Origin of the sequence: Kribbella polygonati (assembly GCF_050320105.1) — a bacterium.
Classification (GTDB): Bacteria; Actinomycetota; Actinomycetes; order Propionibacteriales; family Kribbellaceae; genus Kribbella.
On the sequence record NZ_CP190129.1, the window covers coordinates 6022130 to 6040004 of the forward strand.

A 17875-nucleotide genomic window follows, 5' to 3' on the forward strand; every position below is an offset into this window, starting at 1 on the left:
GTTCAGACCGAAATGAACCCGACCGTGGGCTGCGGCGTGGTCAGGACGGAGCCGTCGTGTTCGAGGAGGCATCGCTGTGCCGGACAAGCTGAAGATGAACTACAACCTGCTGAACGACGCCAAACGCAATCTCGAAGACCTGGCGAACAACATCGAGCCGACGCTGAACGACAGCCTGTTCAGCACGCTGGCCGGGCAGGACAGTTCGAGCGTTCTCGGCAGCAGCGACATCGACCTCGCGATCACCGACCTGCACACGAACGCACAGGGCACGATGACGAAGGCCGAGAAGGGCCTGAAGGAGCTGGCCAACTCGTTCGGGTCCGTCGGCGAGGCGTTCCTGCAGTTCGACGCCGAGATCGCCCAGGGCATGAACGTGACGAACAGCAACCTGGCGCTGTCGAACTGGCAGCGGCAGAAGGACACCTGGGACTACTACCAGTCCCACAAGAGCGAGTGCGAGAACCTCCCGGCCGGCCAGAAGGCGCCGGACTTCTGCAGCGCCACGGACCCCGGGCAGCAGCCGCTCGACCAGACCATCACGACCGACCGCGGCAACATCCACACCCACCTGACCCTGGACGACAAGGGCAACGTGGTGAAGGAGGAGACCACGGTCACGTACGACGGGAAGACGTACACGTCGACGTCGACGTACACCGAGGACAAGCACCACGTGATCACCGACAGCACGTATCCGGACGGCAGCACCGTGCACGACGACACGCACCTGAAGGACGACGGCAGCAGTACGACGACCACGACCAGCACGGACTCCGACGGCAAGAAGGACACCAGCGACGTGGCGCTGAAGGGCGACGGCAGCGGGACCAAGCACTCGACCGACAGCGACGGCACCGTCCACGACTACACCCGCGGGCCGGACAACTCCGACGGCACCTCGGCCGACTGGGTCGAAACCCAGGAAAGCATCGACCGGAACACCCCGGACGACACCTACATCCCGATCACCTACTGAAAGGCAGCGCAGTCATGGCGTACGACGGCATCAACCTCGAGTACGGCAAGATCACCGAGGTCGCCAACCTCCTGCACAACGCCCACGAACAGATCGTCCCGCTCATCGTCAACCTGCGCAACAAGGTCAACCACCTGGTCGAGGACGGCCTCGTCTTCAAACAGTCCAGCGAGGTAATCCGCAACACCTACAACCAGTTCGACACCAGCCTCAACCTCGCCGTCAAGGGCATCGAAGACTTCAAAGAAATGTTCAACAGCATCATGAAAAACGCCGAAGACTTCGACAAGGGCATCAGCGACAGCCTCAACCAGAAGAAGTAAGAGACCCAGGAAGAACAGAAAGAAAAACAAGGAACCAAAAGCAAAGAATATTGCTGCTTTGCATGTGGCCCAGTTTGGCGCGCCGGCGACAGCCGGCCTGCCAAACCAAATGCTCAATCAGGCGCCGCCGGGGCATCTACAAGGCCCGACAGCGACCGCGACTCGCGAGGAAGCGGCCCAGCTTCCGGGCTGAACGGCGGGCGCATAGCGCAGGTTGGAGTGACGCGCATGCACGCTATTGCAGGACTCGACTGGTCGCTGCGGTTGTCTCCAACTCGCCGGTGAGGAGCGCAACGAACGCGTCAGCAATTCGACGTACCGAGCCAAGTTCTAAATCGCAGGTCCAAACGACACCCTCGCCGCCAACACCTCGGTCATTCAGCCACGCGGCGGGCACATGGCCCGTCTCGCCCGCGACCCGGAAAACGTGCTCATACGCCTGGTCCATGAGCGCAAGTAAGGTCTCGACCCGGTCGTCCGAGATAAGCCGCGAATCCAGGTCGGCGTCGACACATCCTTGGAAGCCGGCGCGAGCGTGCAGTCGCCAATGCCGCTCGGCGTCACGCAGCCACCTCGGCGCGTCGGCGGGAACAACCTCAGCAAGCACCTCGAGCCAGACTTCGAGAAGACCGTCCCGCGCCCAGAAGCCGTACCCCCGGAAGTCCGTGAAGCTCGATCCCATGCCCACGACTCTGGCGGCAGACGCCGAGCAATGCAATCCGGACTCGCGATACGCCCCACCACGTCATCGGATGCATTGCCGACTGGCTCTGACAACGCCCTTGGGACCGGATCTGAGGACGCCGAGCGATTGGCGGTCGCAATGGGCGGCGCGGAGACCATCGTCTCTTCGGCTGACACGAACCTCCGGCTCACCGCCGGAGCCAGCCACCACTCTATAATTGTTCTTTTCCCCGATCTCCCTTCTTTTATTTCTCCCTTATTTCTTGTTCTACTTCTCATAGTTTCTCACTGCTGGGGTTTCAGAACTGTTAGTGGGACTTGGACGGGGATGGGGGTGGAGGCGGGGCCGGTGGTCCAGGAGCGGCCTTGGCGGGGGGTGCTGCGGGTTATGTTGGCGGCTAGGCGGACGCCTATCAGTTCGCCGTCGCTGAAGGAGCGGGCCTCGAGCAACAGACCGCGGCGGGCTCGGCGGGCGGCGCCGGCCCAGCCGCTCATGCCGGACTGGAAGCCGTCGGTGGTGGCGCCGAAGATCAGGGCCAGGCCCTGGTCGCGGCCGGAGACGACGATGTCCTTCAGGAGCTTGTCGGCGGCGGCGGTCATGATCAGGTCCGCGTCGTCGATGACGACCACCTTCGGCCCGGGCGGCAGTTGCTCCAGGGCTCCGCGGAGTACGTCGTCCGCCGGGTCGGCCTGATCCATCAGCAGTACGTGCGGGTGCCGCGCGAGCATCCGCAACGGGGACTCGCGTGGGGTGATGACGACCAGCGAGGAACCACCTGCGAGCAGCGAGACCGCCAAGCAGGACAGCGCGTTGCTCCGTCCGGACCCCGGTGAGCCGAGTACGGCGTACGACGAACCGACGCCCGCGAGGTCCACCCCGACGGCACCGACGTCGTCGCCGCCGATGCCGATCAGGCCCCACTGCGGCCGGCGTTCCGCGTCGCCGACGCGTTCGTACGCCTCGGCGAACTCGATCGACGACGGCAGCTCCGCCAGCTGGAACGGTCGCCGCGCGGCCGGCACCTTCGCGTCCCGCTTGACCGCTTCGGCCGCGATCGCGGTGATCGCGTCCACCTGCTCGGCACCGCCACCGGCGGCCAGTACGGCGACCTGTGTCTCGGTCCCGGTGAGTACGTGCCAGCCGCGCCCGGGCAGCACGATCGACGGGATCTTCACCCGCAGGCCGACGCCCTGGTAGTCGGTCCGATCCGCCTGCCGGAGCAGCAGTTTGTGGTCGTTGTGCGACGCCAGCCGCCCGCCGAGCAGCGACCGTTCGGACGTGGCGACCACGTGCATCCCCAGTCCGGCGCCCTCCCGCAGCAGCCGCATGACGTCCGCCAGCAGGTGGCTGTGGTCGCTGTCGTCCAGCGTCGCCGCCAGCGCGTCCCACCCGTCGACGAGCACGAGCACATGCGCCGGCCGCTCGTTCTTCGGCAGTGCCTTGCGGAGCTCGTTCAGCCCGGTCGCGTTGTGCTTGCCGGCCAGCTCTTGGCGCTCGCTCAGCTCCTGGTTCAGGCGGCGCAGCAGCCGGGTCATCCGCTCCATGTCGTGCCGCGAAACGACCGCGCCACAGTGCGGCAGTCGCTCCAGCGGTGCGAGACCGCCGCCCGCCGCGTCGATGCCGTAGATGTGGACGTCCGCGACGCTCAGGTTCTTCGCCGCCGAACCGGCCATCGTCCGCAACGTCTGCGTACGCCCGGACCGCGGCGCCCCGATCACGTACAGATGGCCGAACGTCTCGAAGTCGAGCCCGGCCACCCGCTGCTGCTGCAACGCCGGAATGTCCTCCAGCGCGTACGGCGCGAACATCGGCGTCTCGCTGGTGTCGGGCAGTTCGCCGAGCAGGATCTGCTGCCCGAGCGCGGGCTTCCACGGCTGCGGCTGTACGGCGAAGTCCGGCAACTCGGCCGCCGCCGTACGCAACGCCTGCACCAACGCCTGCAGATCCGTCGGCGCCGGAGCCGTGGGCCGACTCTCGTCGAGATCATCGTCTTCCCGATCGACAGCGCGGCCAAGCTCCGACCACGGCAACTCGGTGACCTGCACGCCCGCAGGATCGACCGGACCGGCCGGTTCTTCGGAATCCGAAGGTCGCTCGGCCCCGACCCACGCCGTCTGGAACAGATCCGCCAACCGCGGCCCGCGCCGGATCAGCGCCCGCCCGGGGATCCCCGGGCTGATCGACGCGGCCTCGTTCACGTCGACCACGTCCTGGCTCTCGGACTGGTCGGTGACGCGTAGCGCGATCCGCAGGTTCGTGTTCGCCCGGATGTCGCCGGTCACCACGCCGGCCGGCCGCTGGGTGGCCAGAATCAGGTGGATCCCCAGCGATCGGCCGCGCTGCGCGATCCCGATCAGCCCGGGGACGAAGTCCGGGATCTCCCGCACCATCGCCGCGAACTCGTCGATCACCAGCAGCAGGCGGGGAAGCCGCGCCAGCTCCGGGTTCGCGACCCGCTTGGACTGGTAGTCCGGCAGGTCCTTCGCGTCGGCGGCGGCCAGGATCCGCTCCCTCCGCCGCAGCTCCGCCTCCAGCGACTCCAGTACGCGCTCGACCAGGTGCGCGTCGAGGTCGGTCACCATGCCCAGCGTGTGCGGCAGCCCCGCGCACTCCTTGAACGCACTGCCACCCTTGTAGTCGACGAGTACGAAGGTCAGCTCGTCCGGACGGTTCGCGACCGCGAGCGACGCGACCATCGTCTGCAGGAGCTCGGACTTGCCGGATCCCGTCGTACCGGCGATCAGCCCATGGGGGCCGTCGGCAACCAGATCGACGGTGAACTTCCCGTCGAAGTCGGTCCCCAGGACGAACGACGTACTCGCCGGCCGGCGCTGCCACCGGGTCAGGATGCCGGAAGGCTCCGGCGGCTCCAGGTCGAGCTCGTCGAGCAGCTTCACCGTCTTCGGCAGACCGGCGTCGTGGTCCGGGCTGACGTCGCGTACCGGTGCCAGCGACCGGGCGATCTGCTCGCACCACTCCGGCGTCACCAGGTCCGCGCGAACGTTCTTCTGGTCCGGGATCCCCGGCCGCCGGACGAGCAGCGTGTCGTCCTCGGCCAGCACCACCCCGCTGCACTCCTGGGGCAGCAGCCGCTCGTCGCGGTCCAGGCAGACCGAGTACACCCCGACCGCGGGCCCCTCGGTCAGCACCTGCACGAACCCCGGTACGTCGCGCAGCCGCCGCGACCCGTCCGCGATCATCATGATCTCGTTCTCGAGCATCGGCTGCCGTTCGGTCGACGCCTCGGCCCGCCGGTGCCGCCCCTGGACCTGCGACACCAGCTCGCCGATCCGGGCCGCCGTGGTCGCCTCGTCGTTCGCGATCAGTACCGTCGCCGGTCCCTTGCCCGGTCGCAGCTGCGGCAGCCACCGCACCCAGTCCCAGTCCGCGGCGTCGTCGGACTCCGCGAGTACGACGATCCGCAGCGACTGCGGCGAATGCAGTACGGCGGCCTGGATCGTCAGCCATCGCGCCAGCGCCCGCACCGAAGCTGCCTCGCCGGCGATCCCGAGGACGCCGTGATTGCGCAGCGGTACGGCGATCGGCGCGTCCGGGATGGTCCACCGGATCGTTCGGTGGTTCTCCTCCCGGCCCTGGTCGTCGAGCTCCTTCAGCGACGCCTGGTCCGCCGTACCGACCCGCAGCAGCAGGTAGTCGGGGTCGTGCCGGCGGCGTTCCCAGAGCCGGCTGCCCGGCCGGGTCGCCAGCTGCGCGATCCGGACCGGGTCGGGCGCGGTCAGGTTCCGGATCACCCGTTCCCGGGCCACCGCAACCGCGATCTCCTCGTCGAGCGCGGCCTGCCGGGCGAAGTACAGCCGGCGGGCCTTGATGTGGTCGAGCCGGTTGGTCTTCCGGCTCGAGAAGAAGTTCATCCCCATCATCAGCGGGCTGACCAGCGTGAAGACGAGGAAGTAGTACGAGTTGAACAGCCCGACCATGACCAGGCCGAGCACCAGCGGCATCAGTACGACGGGCCACGGGAACGGCCGGTTCTGCGGCGGCGGTGGCGGTGGCGGCAGCCGGAGCTTCTCCTCGTCCAGGTGCGGCGCGAGCCGCGGCGGCCGGTTGTAGTCGAGCCCGAACCCGTCGTCGGCGACCCGGATCGCGGCGATCGGCTCGATATCCCCGCTGCAGCGCAGCAGCATCGGCCCGACCACCAGGTCCTCGTCCGGCAGCCAGTCCTGCACCTGACCGACGGGCACCGTCCCGGGATCGACGACCCGCTGCAGGGGTTCCGGTCCGGGCAGGGGCTCGTCGTCCTGCGGGCGGATCGCGCTGGTCGCCGCGTCGTCCGCGGGCGGCCCGATCCGGCGGTTCGAGACCGCGCCGCCGACGTCCTCGGTCCGGTGCCAGTACGCCTCACCGCGCGCGCCGACGGTGACCCACAGCCCGCGCCGCGGTACGTCGTCACCCTCGAGCCGGATCGCGCACTGCGGATCGGCACCGATCTCGTGGCTGCCCGGCCCGACCCGCCACACGCGCCCGGCCTGCGGCCCGGAGACGGCGTGCAGTTCCACGACGGCGGTCGCGTGCCCGGGCGGGGCGCTCTGCAGCAGATCGGGTACGTCGACCGGCCCGCCGAGGCCGATCACGCCGCCTGCACGGACTCCGGACTTCGCGAGCGTGGCCGACGGATCGAGGCGCTTGCGGCCGAGGTACAGCGTCGTACCGGGCTTCCCGAGGCCGTCGGCCAGCCCTGCGACGGACAGACCGCGTGGTATCCGCACGATCTGGTCGGCGCGGGAGCCCGACCGCGAGTCGACAGTGGTCAGGTTCAGCTCCACGAGGCGGCCTTCCCGTCGGTCACCGCGGACACACCCACCGACCCGGCGGGCGTTTCGAGGTCGCTCAGCTCGTCGGTGGTCACCGTCTCCGGGCTGAACGGTACGCCGCTCTCGAACTCGTGCGGTGGCAGTCGCCGGATCGTCCGCGCGACGGCCTTTGCCAACGGCAACGGATCGATCCGCAGCCAGGTCGCGCCGCCGTGCAGCCGCAAGGTCTGGTCGGGCAGCGCCTCCAGCAACCGGCTGCTGCCGCGCGCGACGCCCAGGGTGAGCATCCGGCGTCCGGCCTGCAGTGGTCCGGCCAGTGGTCCGGCGCCGACGATGAACCAGGCCCCGAGCCGCCGCGCGGCCTCCTCCAACGGCATCCCGTCGTGCCGCGGATGGATGCCCTCGGCAACTTCGATCGCCCCGACCGGCAGCCGGACGTCGAGCTGCGCGGCCAGCGCCTGGACGACGGCGCGGGCCGTCCGGTCGACGCCGTACACGGACAACGTCCGCGGGCCGGAGAGCAGGTCCAGCATGATCACCGTCGTACCCCCGGAGTCGATCCCGGCGCAGACCAGCAGCGGCAGCTCGCGCACCGACCCGGTCTCGGGCACCTCGGCGCGCGGGATCCACCACAGCCGCGGGTCCAGCGGGTCGGCGCTCCACGGCGCCGGCGGTTCGAGCTCGGACATCCCCGCGAGCAGTACGCCGATCCGGTCCTTGGCCAGCGCGACGGCGTACGGCGCCATGCCCGGGGTGACGGCGGCCGCGGCGACGATCGCCTGCTCGGCAGCCGACCACGCGGTCCGGTCCCGCAGGACCGAGGTCAGCAGCCGCAGGCGCCGCTTGTACCGCCGGCGGGCCGCGATCGGCTCGGTGAACGCGCGGACCGTCCGCCGGGTCTCCCGCCGGATCCAGCGCAGCAGCCGTTTCCAGCCGCCGAGTTTGCGGACCAGCAGGTTGACCAGGATCACGACCAGCAGGACCACACCGATATAGCCCAGAACCCCGCGAACACCGCCGCCACCGAAAGCAGTGCTCATGCAGCGGCTCCCGCCCGGCTCAGTTCGGCCCGGAGCTGCCGGACCGCGTTGTGTGCCCGCGACTTCACCGTCCCGATCGGGACACCGAGCGCCGCGGCCACCTCCTCGCCGGCGTGCCCGAGCAGATGTACCCGGGCCACCACCTCGCGATGCGCGGGCGACAGGCCGCGCAGTACGTCGACCAGTACCCGCCGGTCGAGCACCTGCTCCGCCGGGTCCGGCTGGCTCACCCGCTCCTCCAGCTCACCGGCACCGAGGCCCACCGGGACCGCCCGGCCGGACCGGCGGTGGTGGTCGACGACCAGGTTGCGGGCGACGCGGAACAGCCACATCCGCACCGGCCGGTCCTGCCAGTCGATCCGGTCGGCCAGCCGCCATGCCCGCAGCAGCGTCTCCTGGACGACGTCCTCGACGGTGTGGCTGTCGCGACCGAGGATGCTGGTCACGTAGCGGCACAGGCTCTCCCGCTCCGCCAGACAGAGCTCCATGACGGTGGTCCGGCAGGCGCGCTCGTCGATCATGGGTCTCCCTCGGGGCGATACTGCGGTGGAGAACCTGGCTCGGCTCAAAATAGGTTGAGAACGCTCTCATGGCAACGCCAATGGATGAACACTCAGCAACAATCTGATCTCGTGCAGTGATCGCAGTCACGTTTCCGCACACCGTTTGACGCCGGGCCGGTCTCCGGGTGATCCTCGGCAGCAGAGCTGCTCTCGCCCGTCCGTCCCCGAGTCCTGGAGCACGTCGTGCGGTCACGCCGATCCCCCGGTTCGTCCCGTTTCTCGGACACCTTCGCCAGCCGTCCGGGGCTGCCCCGGATCACCCGGCTGCCCGACCGGCGCGCCTGGTCGACGACCGCGGTGGTCGCGGCGCTGATCGGCGGGATCGCGATCGGCGCCTCGTCGATCGCCGGCGGCGGTTCCGGTCCGACGTACACCACCGACGTGGCCTACGTGCCGCAGAGCCGGCCGACCGTGACGCCGACGGTCACCGTCACCCCGGACCCCGAGCAGGTGGCGGGGCCGACGAAGACGATGACCGTGAAGGGCGATCCGCAGCAGGTCGTGAAGACCGTGATCATGCCGGGCGTCACCGTCACGCTGCCGCCGACCACGGTTACCGCGAAACCCCCGCTGGCCGGTACGCCGCCGACCGCGACCGTCACCGCGACCACTACCGCCACGGCGACCACGACCGCGACCGCGACGAAGACCGCAACCACCCGGACCACGGCGACGACCACGGCGACCACGACCGTGACCGCGAAGCCGCCCGCACGGACGAACGACTCGAACACCGGGAAGCCGCCGGCCGCGGCCGCCGCGCCGATCGCGCTGCAGAGCGACCAGAGCAACCGCTGCATCGACGTACCGAACGCCGCCGACGGCATCGGTCACGACGGAACGCCCTTACAGGTCTGGGACTGCGGCGGCAACGCGGCCAACCAGCAGTGGGTCTTCCAGCCCGACGGAACCGTCCGCTCGATGGGCCTGTGCATGGACCTCGCCTGGGCCTCGACCGCCGACGGTACTCAGGTCCAGCTGGTGAACTGCAACGGCGGCTGGGCCCAGAAGTTTGCCCTGAGCAACAACCACGAGCTGGTCAACCCGAGCGCCGGCAAGTGCGTCACGGCCGATGCCGCCGGCAACGGCGGCCGGTTGACGCTGCGCGGCTGCAGCGGCAGCGCCAACCAGAAGTGGCACAAACCCTAGAAAGCGTAGGGGTACGGCGACCAGTCGGCGGGGCGCTTCTCGAGGAACGAGTCGCGGCCTTCGGCGGCCTCGTCGGTGCCGTACGCGAGCCGGGTCGCCTCACCCGCGAACAGCTGCTGCCCGACCAGGCCGTCGTCGATCTGGTTGAACGCGTACTTCAGCATCCGCTGCGCGGTCGGCGACTTCGCGCAGATCTTCTTGCCCCACTCGAGCGCGACCGCCTCGAGCTCGGCGTGCGGGACGGCCTTGTTCACCATGCCCATCCGGTACGCGTCCTCGGCGGAGTACTCGTCGCCGAGGAAGAAGATCTCCCGCGCGAACTTCTGCCCGACCTGCCGGGCCAGGTACGCCGACCCGAACCCGCCGTCGAACGACGCCACGTCCGCGTCGGTCTGCTTGAACCGCGCGTGCTCCGCGGACGCCAGCGTCAGGTCCGCGACCACGTGCAGGCTGTGCCCACCCCCCGCGGCCCAGCCTGGTACGACGCAGATCACGACCTTCGGCATGAAGCGGATCAGCCGCTGTACTTCGAGGATGTGCAGCCGGCCGGCCCGCGCCGGGTCGATCGACTCCGCCGTCGTACCCTCGGCGTACTTGTACCCGTCCTTGCCCCGGATCCGCTGGTCACCGCCGGAGCAGAACGCCCAGCCGCCGTCCTTGGGCGACGGGCCGTTCCCGGTCAGCAGCACGCAGCCGACGTCCGAGGACATCCGCGCGTGGTCCAGCACCCGGTACAGCTCGTCCACGGTCCGCGGACGGAACGCGTTCCGCACCTCCGGCCGGTCGAACGCGATCCGCACCACACCGGCGTCGACCGCCCGGTGATAGGTGATGTCGGTCAGCTCGAAGCCGTCCACCTGCTTCCAGGCCGACGGGTCGAAGATCTCGGAGACAGTCACCCTTGGAGCATATTTCAGCGCCGCGCGGTGCTCTCCCGCAGTACTACTTCGGCCTTGAACGTCTCGGTGGTCGGCTCGCCGCCCTCGACCGCCAGCTCCAGCGCCCGGCGGCCCATCTGCTCCAGCGGCAGCCGTACGGTCGTCAGCCCCGGCCACACGTCCCGCAGCGTCGCGATGTCGTCGAACCCGGCGACACCGAGCTCCGCCGGTACGTCGACGCCGCGGTCGCGGAACGCGGACATCGCGCCGACCGCCATCACGTCGTTCACCGCGAACACGCAGTCCACGTCGGTCTTCCGGTCGAGCAGCTGTTCCGCCGCGGCGTACCCGCCGTCCCGGGTGAACTCACCGGCCTCGACCAGAACCGCCGCCAGCCCCGCCTCGGCCAGGCCCGCGACGAACCCGTCGCGCCGATCGCGTGCGGTGGCAAGGGTTTCCGGGCCGCCCAGTACGGCGAACTTCCGGTAGCCGAGCCCGACCAGCTCCCGCGCGAGGTCCGCCGACCCGGAACTGTTGTCCGGCTCAACGGTGTGCGCCGGCATCCCGGACTGGCTGACCAGCGCCAGACCCGCGCCGGAGTTGAGGAAACTCTCCACCTCGGTCGCCGTCCGCGCGAGGCTGTCGGCGTCGGTACGGCGGCTGCCGATCATCACCGCGGCCCGGGCCCGCTGCGCCCGCAACGACGACAGGTAGGCGATCTCGCGGTCGGAGTCGCGGAACGTGCTGGCCATCATCACCAGCAGCCCACGCTCGTCCGCGGCCCGCATCACGCCGTTCGCGATCGCCGCGAAGTACGGGTCCTCGATGTCGTGCACGAGGATGCCGACCACGTTGGTGGACGACTTGGCCAGCGCCTGGGCCTGCGCGTTCGGCGTGTAGCCGAGCTCGTCGGCCGCGGCCTTGACCCGTTCCTGCAGTTCCGGACGTGGGACGCGGTCCCCGCCGTTCAGCACGCGGGAGGCGGTCGCGACCGACACGCCCGCACGCTGCGCCACGTCCAGCAAAGTCACCGGTGCTCGCAGATTCATGGCCTACCCTTCCTAACGTCCCCCCGGTGGGCGGTGGCGGTCACCCTACCGAACTCGCCAGTTCTCACCCTGAGTATCGGGCAGGTCGCTGCCAATCTCGGCAGAACCTGGCATTGCGGCGCGGGAGTGACTAGCCTTCCCAGCCATGAGGACCGTCCGCGCCAGGGTGACGATCCTGGTCTCGTCCGCTGTGCTCAGCCTGACGACCCTCACCGGTCCGGCCATGGCTGCCCCGCTTCCGGACGGGCCCGGTACGCCGGCCCCCGCAGCACCCAGTGTGCCGCAGCACGTCGACGCGCGCACCAAGAGCACGCAGCCGGTCTACGACTACTCCGACGCGATCCGCGAGTCGGTGTACGTCGACACCACGATGGACACCGACTCCGACGGCACGAACGACGTGATCGCGGTCGACATCGTCCGGCCCAGCGAACCGGCGCTCACCGGCGCGAAGATCCCGGTCATCATGGACGCCTCGCCGTACTACACCTGCTGCGGCCGCGGGAACGAGAACGAGAAGAAGACGTACGACGCCGACGGCGTGATCCAGAAGATGCCGTTGTTCTACGACAACTACTTCGTGCCGCGCGGGTACGCGATGGTCGGCGTGGACGTGCTCGGCACCGGCCGCTCCACCGGCTGCGGCGACGTCGGCGGGCCGAACGAGATCCAGTCCGTGGTCGACGTGATCGACTGGCTGAACGGCCGCAACACCGCGCACACCGCCGACGGGCAGCCGGTCAAGGCGACCTGGACCACCGGCGCGGTCGGGATGATCGGCAAGTCGTACGACGGCACGCTCGCGAACGGCGTCGCCGCCACCGGGGTCGAGGGCCTGAAGACGATCGTGCCGATCTCGGCGATCTCCTCGTGGTACGACTACACCCGCTCCGGCGGCGTACCGTACTCGGACGACTACATGCCCTGGCTGGGCGGGTACGTCGGCCACGACAGCCCGGCGTGCGACGAAGTACGCGGCAAGCTCGGTGACAGTGACGACGACGACACCGGCGACTACACGTCGTTCTGGGCGGCGCGTGACTACACGAAGAACGCGTCGAAGGTGAAGGCGTCGGTCTTCATGACGCACGGGCTCAGCGACTACAACGTGCAGACGAACCACTTCTCCCAGTGGTGGTCGGCGCTGGCCCGCAACAACGTGCCGCGCAAGCTCTGGCTCGGGCTCGAGGACCACGTGGACCCGTTCGAGTTCCGCCGCGACGAGTGGGTGGACGAACTGCACAAGTGGTTCGACTACTGGCTGCAGGGCCTGCAGAACGGCGTGATGAAGGAGCCGATGGTCTCGGTCGAGACGACGCCGGACGTCTGGCGCGACTACAAGACCTGGCCGGCCGTGAACCGGCCGATGTCGGTACCGGTCGCGGCAGGCAAGCTAGGTGCCGCAGGCAAGGGAACCGTCACGATCACCGACGACCCGGACCTCACCGAGGACGACATCGTCGCCGATCCGTCCGAGGTGATCGCGGGCCGGCAGATGTTCCTCTCCGCCCCGCTGGCGGCCCCGCTGCGGATCAGCGGTACGCCGTCGGTCACGCTGCGGCTGAAGTCCGACTCGACGACGACGCCGGTGACGGCCCGCCTGATCGAGTACGGCGACGGCCAGCGCTACTCCGGCATCCGCCGTACCGACCAGAGCACGTGCGAGGGCGAGAGCACGGACTACGACGACAGCTGCTACTTCACCGTGCAGAAGCTCACCACCCAAAGCGATCACGGCATCGTCAGCCGCGGCTGGATCGACGCCGCCCACAGCAAGTCCCTGTCCACGCCGACCCCCCTCAAGCCCGGCACCTGGACCACCGTCAACGTCCCCCTCCGCGCCCAGGACGAGATCATCCCCAAGGGCCACGTCGTAGGCCTGGCCATCACCCTCTCCGACACGGAGTGGACCACCCCCAACGACACCGGCGCCACCATCGACATCGACCTCTCCGCAACAAAACTCAACGTCCCGGTCACCGGCGGCAAAATCACCGCCCCCACCAAACTCCAGCCGATCGACGTCGAGATCACCACCCCCACCCAACGCCCCAACCTCCACGACCCCAAGAACTGACCCTTCCGCCGAGTCGTGAGTTTCGGCTGACGACACGCGGGTTTCGGGCGCCGGAATCCACGACTCGCGATTCCTGGGTCGAGCCGATCCACACGGCTCGGCGGGGCTGTGGATAAGTCGGGCCGGCCGGGTGGGCGAGGCGGGATGATGGGGTGGTGTTGTTTACGGCGGCGCAGGGGCGTCGGATGGGGATCTCGCGGGGTGTTCTGCGCGGACCGCAGTACCAGCGGGTGCTGGGGTCTGTGTACGCCGACGCGCGGGTCGTGGTCACGCCCCGGGTGCGGGCCGAGGCCGCCTTGATGTTGACGCCGGACGCCGTGGCGAGTCACCACACCGCGTTCAACCTCTGGACCGCCGACGACCGAGCCGGCGGTGAGGTTGTCCATGTGACCGTCGAGCGCGATCCGCACCGGGTTCTGCCCCGCGTGAGCGGCCTTTGTGTGCACGAAGTACAGCACCTCGACCGGGCGCTGAGGGACGGCCTGCCGCTCACCTCGCCCGAACGGACCTTCCTCGACCTGGCTCCGTACCGGGATCTCACCGGCCTGGTCACCGCCGGAGACTCGCTGGTACGCCGGACCGAACTGGAGCCCGAGCGCCTGGTCGAAGTGGCGACAGCCGCCAGCGGTCTGCGTGGCGTACGGCTGGCGCGCGAGGCGGCTGCCCTGGTCCGGCGTGGTGTGGACTCGCCGATGGAGACGTCCCTGCGGCTTCTCCTGATCCTCGCCGGACTTCCCGAGCCGCTGGTCGGCCATGTCGTCACCGACTCCGCGGGCGGCTGGCTCGCGCAGCCGGACCTGTCCTATCCCGACCTCAAGATCGCGATCGAGTACGACGGCCGACACCACCTGGTGGACGCACGTCAATGGCGCAAGGACATCCGCCGCCGCGAGAACCTCGAACGCGAAGGCTGGCTGGTCCGCGTAATCACCGCCCACGACCTCTTCGCCACACCCCAAACGCTGGTGGCCCGCATCACCGAAGACGTCCACTCCCGCCGCTACCTCCGCGCCGCCTGACCCACCCCGCCGAGTCGTGTCGATTGGCTCCACCCCCCATCACCCGAGTCGTGGATATTGGTCGAGAAATCCCCTATTTCACGCCCACTTTCCACGACTCGACGAACTAGTTGCCTTCAGCTACGAATTGCATCGGGTCGCCGAAGGCTAGGTCGGTGAGGCCGGCGGTGTGGAAGGCGCCGATCAACAGGGATCGGCGGTGGGCGGCGAAGGTTAGGACGTGGGCTACCATGCCGCCGTAGGTGAAGACCCTTGGGGGTTCGCAGGTGGTGTCGACGAAGCTTTCGTCGAAGCGGCCGTCGTCGTTGAGTTGGGTGACCAGGGCGACGAAGCGGGCGCCGGCCTCGGCGTGCCTGGTGCGGAGCTCCGGGATCGGGGTGACCACCTGGCGGCCGCATTCGGGGACCTGGAACGGGCGGTCCTCGACCGAGGCGAGCCACATCTCCTCCTGCCAGACCAGGCGGTCGAGCAGGTAGCGGATCGAGATGTCGTCGTCGATGCCCTCGACGGACAGCTCGATCGGCCGGTCCAGGGTGGCGGCGTCCAGCCGGGCGCCGCGTTCGATCAGCTCGCCGGTCAGCCACACGTGGTGCTCGACCATCCTGACAAGTACGTCCATGCCCCTCACCTTTCTGCGGGCCGGCAGCCGAAGTCCGGCCGGCGGCTGGAAATGCACTCCACTGGGCGCCGCGAGGAAGAACACCCGCGACGCTTCCCGCCGCCACTCCCGCGGCGGCATCCCGTACGCCCGGGCGAACGCGCGCGTGAACGCCTCGTTCGACCCGTACCCGGCCTCGACAGCAACATCCAGTACGGCGACGGGCTCGGCCAGCAGCCGGTACGCCGCCCGCTCCAGCAGCACCCGCCGCCGGAACGCGAACGGCGACTCCCCCGCGACCGCGCCGATCACGCGGTCGAAGTGGAACCGCGACAGATGTACCCGGTCCGCGAGCCCGGCGCCGTTCACCGGGTCGCACGGCCCGCTCAGCCCGGCCGCGACCACCGCCACGAACTCCTCGAACACATCCGCCATGTGCACCACTGTGCCCCCACCCGGCGCGCTCCGACTTGATCGAAATTGCGCTGGTTGGCGGAGTACTCCGTTATGTGTAGTAGCGTGACGGCATGGACAGCAGCCAGTTGCTCAAGGGCGTTCTCGATCTCGCCGTCCTGGCGGTCCTGCGGGAGGCCGACGGCTACGGGTACGACGTACTCCGCCGGCTGCGGGCCGCGGGACTGGAGGACGTCGCGGACGCGTCCGTGTACGGGACGCTCCGGCGGCTGTTCCAGGCGGGCGCGCTGACGTCGTACGTGCAACCGAGCGAGGAAGGCCCGCACCGGAAGTACTACGGGCTGAACAAGACCGGCCGTGAGCTCCTGGCCCGCTCCACCGAGACCTGGAACCACTTCGCCGGCACCATGTCCGTGCTGCTGGTGGACAAGGAGGCGGCGTGAACACCGGGGCGGCGGCGATCTACCTGGCACAGGTACGGTCCGAGCTCAGCGACCTGCCGCCGGGCGAGCTGGAGGACGTCCTGCAGGACGTCGGCGGCCACCTCAGCGAGGTCTCGGCCGAGTTCGGTACCGAGCCGACGATCGGCCAGCTCCAGGACCGCCTCGGAACGCCACGGCAGTACGCCGAGGAGCTCCGCACCGCGGCCGGCTACCCGCCACGGACCGGCCCGGTCGGGCAGAGCCACAAGGAGCGCCTGGACGCGGGCTGGAACGCGCTGCGCTGGGGCCTGATCGCGGCCACCGTCGGCCCGTTCTTCATCGCGGTGGCGATCTTCGCGTGGTCGCGGCGGGAGACGTCGTTCTTCGGGCTGCTCGGGTTCGGCATCCTGTTCGCGGCGGCCTTCTTCGGGGTGGTGGCGCTGCGCGGGAACGACCCGAAGGTGGTGCTGGACACCCCACAGGGCACCCGCGGCGCGACCACGGTCCGCGGCTGGATCGACCAGATCCCGCCGAACATCCGGCACGAGCTGCGCACCATCGGGCAGCCGATCTGGTGGGTCGCCCGCGGCATGATCGGCGCGGGCGGGTTCTTCGCGCTGTTCGGCGCCCCGGCGGTGACCGTGGTCGGGGCGTTCGCGGGCGCGGCCGTGTCGATCTGGATGGGCCGGCGCACCCAGCAGGACGGCCGCTGGCTGTGGTACGTCGTACCGCTGAACGTGGTCGCCGCGATCGCGGTGCCGGCGTTCCTGGCGGCGGCGTACATGGGTACGTCGTTCGGGTTCCTGAACAACTACCAGCCGCGGCACGGCGGCTCGGCGTACAGCCCGCCGGACAACGGGCTGCGGCTGAACGGTTCACCGGTCACGAACGTCTACCCGTTCGATGCCCAGGGCAAGCAGGTCGACGTCCGGCTGTACGACCAGGACGGCAACCCGATCGACCTGGAACGGCAGGACTGCGCGGAGACCTACCAGCCCGGACAGCACGGCACCACGAGCAACCAGTTCCCGCAGGCGGTGATCGTGCCGGACGAGAACGGCGTGGTCACGAACGCGAGGAACTGCAAGGACACGACAAAGGCCCCGTTCGCCCCGCCGACCGCGTCGCCGACGCCGACACACACCCCGACACCGAAGCCGACGGTGAAACCTACGCGCTAGGACCGGCCGCGGCCACCTGACGGTAGGTGTACCCGAGCCGCCGGTACACCGCGATCGCCGCCGCGTTGTCGCCGTCCACCATCAACGCGACCCGCCCGTGCCGCTTCACCAGCTCGGCGGTCACGAAGCCGCACACCTGCCCGGACAATCCCTTGCCCCGGGCAACAGGATGCGTCGCGACCCCGGCCAGGAACCCGACCCCGGGCGCACTCCACGCGTCCGCCGCGACACTCAGCAGCTCGCCGTCGTCACCGGTCACCGCGGCCCAGCGCCGTACGCCGGGATGCCCCGGCCACGCGTACGACGACGGCGACGCGGTGTCGAGCAACGCCGCCACACCGGCGTCCCCGTCCAGCCAGGCCGCGGTCGTGGTCACGTCCGGAACCTGGTCCGTGTCCATCCAGCCGAACGCGGCCGCGAACTCCAGCCCGGGAAGGTGTTCCGCCATTTCGCGGATCAGCTCCTCGTCGCCGAACGGCCGGAACGACGGACCCACCTCGGTCAGTACGGCGGCCGCCAGCCGGACCGCTTCCGACACCGGCCCGACGACAGCGAGCCGGTCATGTCTGGACACGTCCGGTGCCGCGACGACGACCGCCGAACCCGCGCGCCAGGCCCGCGCACCGGTGGTGAATCCCTGGGCAGCCCATCCGACGATCGAGTCGTCCCCACTCGCCAGCTTCAGCTCGGCCGGCGTCTTGATCTCCCGCACGGGACAAACCGTAT

The 17875-nt window shown here is 69.5% G+C and carries 15 protein-coding genes; 7 read left to right on the plus strand and 8 right to left on the minus strand.

Annotation, left to right across the window (positions count from 1 at the left end; translation table 11 throughout):
• Positions 1-76 precede the first annotated feature (76 nt).
• Positions 77-979, plus strand: coding sequence for a hypothetical protein (locus ACQHIV_RS28430; protein ID WP_427886750.1), 903 nt, complete (start codon positions 77-79; stop codon positions 977-979).
• A gap of 14 nt (positions 980-993) precedes the next feature.
• On the plus strand, positions 994-1302 hold the full coding sequence (locus ACQHIV_RS28435) for a hypothetical protein (RefSeq protein ID WP_137255555.1): 309 nt from the start codon (positions 994-996) through the stop codon (positions 1300-1302).
• Between the two features lie 235 nt (positions 1303-1537).
• Here ACQHIV_RS28435 and ACQHIV_RS28440 read toward each other — a convergent pair whose 3' ends face one another.
• From ACQHIV_RS28440 to ACQHIV_RS28455, 4 genes are all read right to left on the minus strand, one after another.
• The gene (locus tag ACQHIV_RS28440) at positions 1538-1984 is read right to left on the minus strand and encodes a hypothetical protein (protein ID WP_427886753.1); all 447 of its coding nucleotides are present in this window, start codon (positions 1982-1984) and stop codon (positions 1538-1540) included.
• 287 nt (positions 1985-2271) lie between these two features.
• Complete coding sequence (locus ACQHIV_RS28445; protein WP_427886755.1) at positions 2272-6771, minus strand: FtsK/SpoIIIE domain-containing protein; 4500 nt, start codon at positions 6769-6771, stop codon at positions 2272-2274.
• The gene (locus tag ACQHIV_RS28450; protein ID WP_427886757.1) at positions 6762-7799 is read right to left on the minus strand and encodes a hypothetical protein; all 1038 of its coding nucleotides are present in this window, start codon (positions 7797-7799) and stop codon (positions 6762-6764) included. The genes ACQHIV_RS28445 and ACQHIV_RS28450 overlap by 10 nt, the downstream gene beginning before the upstream one ends.
• Complete coding sequence (locus ACQHIV_RS28455) at positions 7796-8320, minus strand: sigma-70 family RNA polymerase sigma factor (RefSeq protein WP_427886759.1); 525 nt, start codon at positions 8318-8320, stop codon at positions 7796-7798. The genes ACQHIV_RS28450 and ACQHIV_RS28455 overlap by 4 nt, the downstream gene beginning before the upstream one ends.
• 225 nt (positions 8321-8545) lie before the next feature.
• On the opposite strand from ACQHIV_RS28455, the gene ACQHIV_RS28460 reads away from it, so the two are divergent.
• Positions 8546-9511 (plus strand): ricin-type beta-trefoil lectin domain protein, encoded by a 966-nt coding sequence (locus ACQHIV_RS28460; protein WP_427886761.1) that lies wholly within the window; start codon positions 8546-8548, stop codon positions 9509-9511.
• On the opposite strand, the gene ACQHIV_RS28465 is transcribed toward ACQHIV_RS28460, so the two are convergent.
• The gene (locus tag ACQHIV_RS28465; RefSeq protein WP_427886763.1) at positions 9508-10410 is read right to left on the minus strand and encodes a 1,4-dihydroxy-2-naphthoyl-CoA synthase; all 903 of its coding nucleotides are present in this window, start codon (positions 10408-10410) and stop codon (positions 9508-9510) included. The two genes, ACQHIV_RS28460 and ACQHIV_RS28465, sit on opposite strands and share 4 nt — an antisense overlap.
• 14 nt (positions 10411-10424) lie before the next feature.
• Positions 10425-11438 carry a LacI family DNA-binding transcriptional regulator gene (locus tag ACQHIV_RS28470; protein ID WP_427886765.1) on the minus strand — a complete coding sequence of 338 codons (1014 nt, stop codon included), beginning with the start codon at positions 11436-11438 and terminating at the stop codon, positions 10425-10427.
• A 145-nt stretch (positions 11439-11583) separates the two neighbouring features.
• Between ACQHIV_RS28470 and ACQHIV_RS28475 the strand changes: the two genes are divergently transcribed.
• Positions 11584-13515 (plus strand): Xaa-Pro dipeptidyl-peptidase, encoded by a 1932-nt coding sequence (locus ACQHIV_RS28475; protein ID WP_427886767.1) that lies wholly within the window; start codon positions 11584-11586, stop codon positions 13513-13515.
• 185 nt (positions 13516-13700) lie between these two features.
• A complete protein-coding gene (locus ACQHIV_RS28480) occupies positions 13701-14534 on the plus strand; it encodes a hypothetical protein (RefSeq protein ID WP_427886769.1) in 834 nt (277 codons plus the stop codon).
• 106 nt (positions 14535-14640) lie between these two features.
• Here ACQHIV_RS28480 and ACQHIV_RS28485 read toward each other — a convergent pair whose 3' ends face one another.
• A complete protein-coding gene (locus tag ACQHIV_RS28485; protein ID WP_427886771.1) occupies positions 14641-15567 on the minus strand; it encodes a helix-turn-helix domain-containing protein in 927 nt (308 codons plus the stop codon).
• 92 nt (positions 15568-15659) lie between these two features.
• Here ACQHIV_RS28485 and ACQHIV_RS28490 point away from each other — a divergent pair, with 92 nt between their 5' ends.
• Complete coding sequence (locus tag ACQHIV_RS28490; protein ID WP_427886773.1) at positions 15660-15989, plus strand: PadR family transcriptional regulator; 330 nt, start codon at positions 15660-15662, stop codon at positions 15987-15989.
• A complete protein-coding gene (locus ACQHIV_RS28495; protein ID WP_427886775.1) occupies positions 15986-17149 on the plus strand; it encodes an HAAS signaling domain-containing protein in 1164 nt (387 codons plus the stop codon). Before ACQHIV_RS28490 ends, ACQHIV_RS28495 begins: the two co-directional genes overlap by 4 nt.
• On the opposite strand, the gene ACQHIV_RS28500 is transcribed toward ACQHIV_RS28495, so the two are convergent.
• Entirely contained in the window at positions 17139-17861 is a 723-nt protein-coding gene (locus tag ACQHIV_RS28500; protein WP_427886777.1) for a GNAT family N-acetyltransferase, read from the minus strand. The two genes, ACQHIV_RS28495 and ACQHIV_RS28500, sit on opposite strands and share 11 nt — an antisense overlap.
• Positions 17862-17875 lie beyond the last annotated feature (14 nt).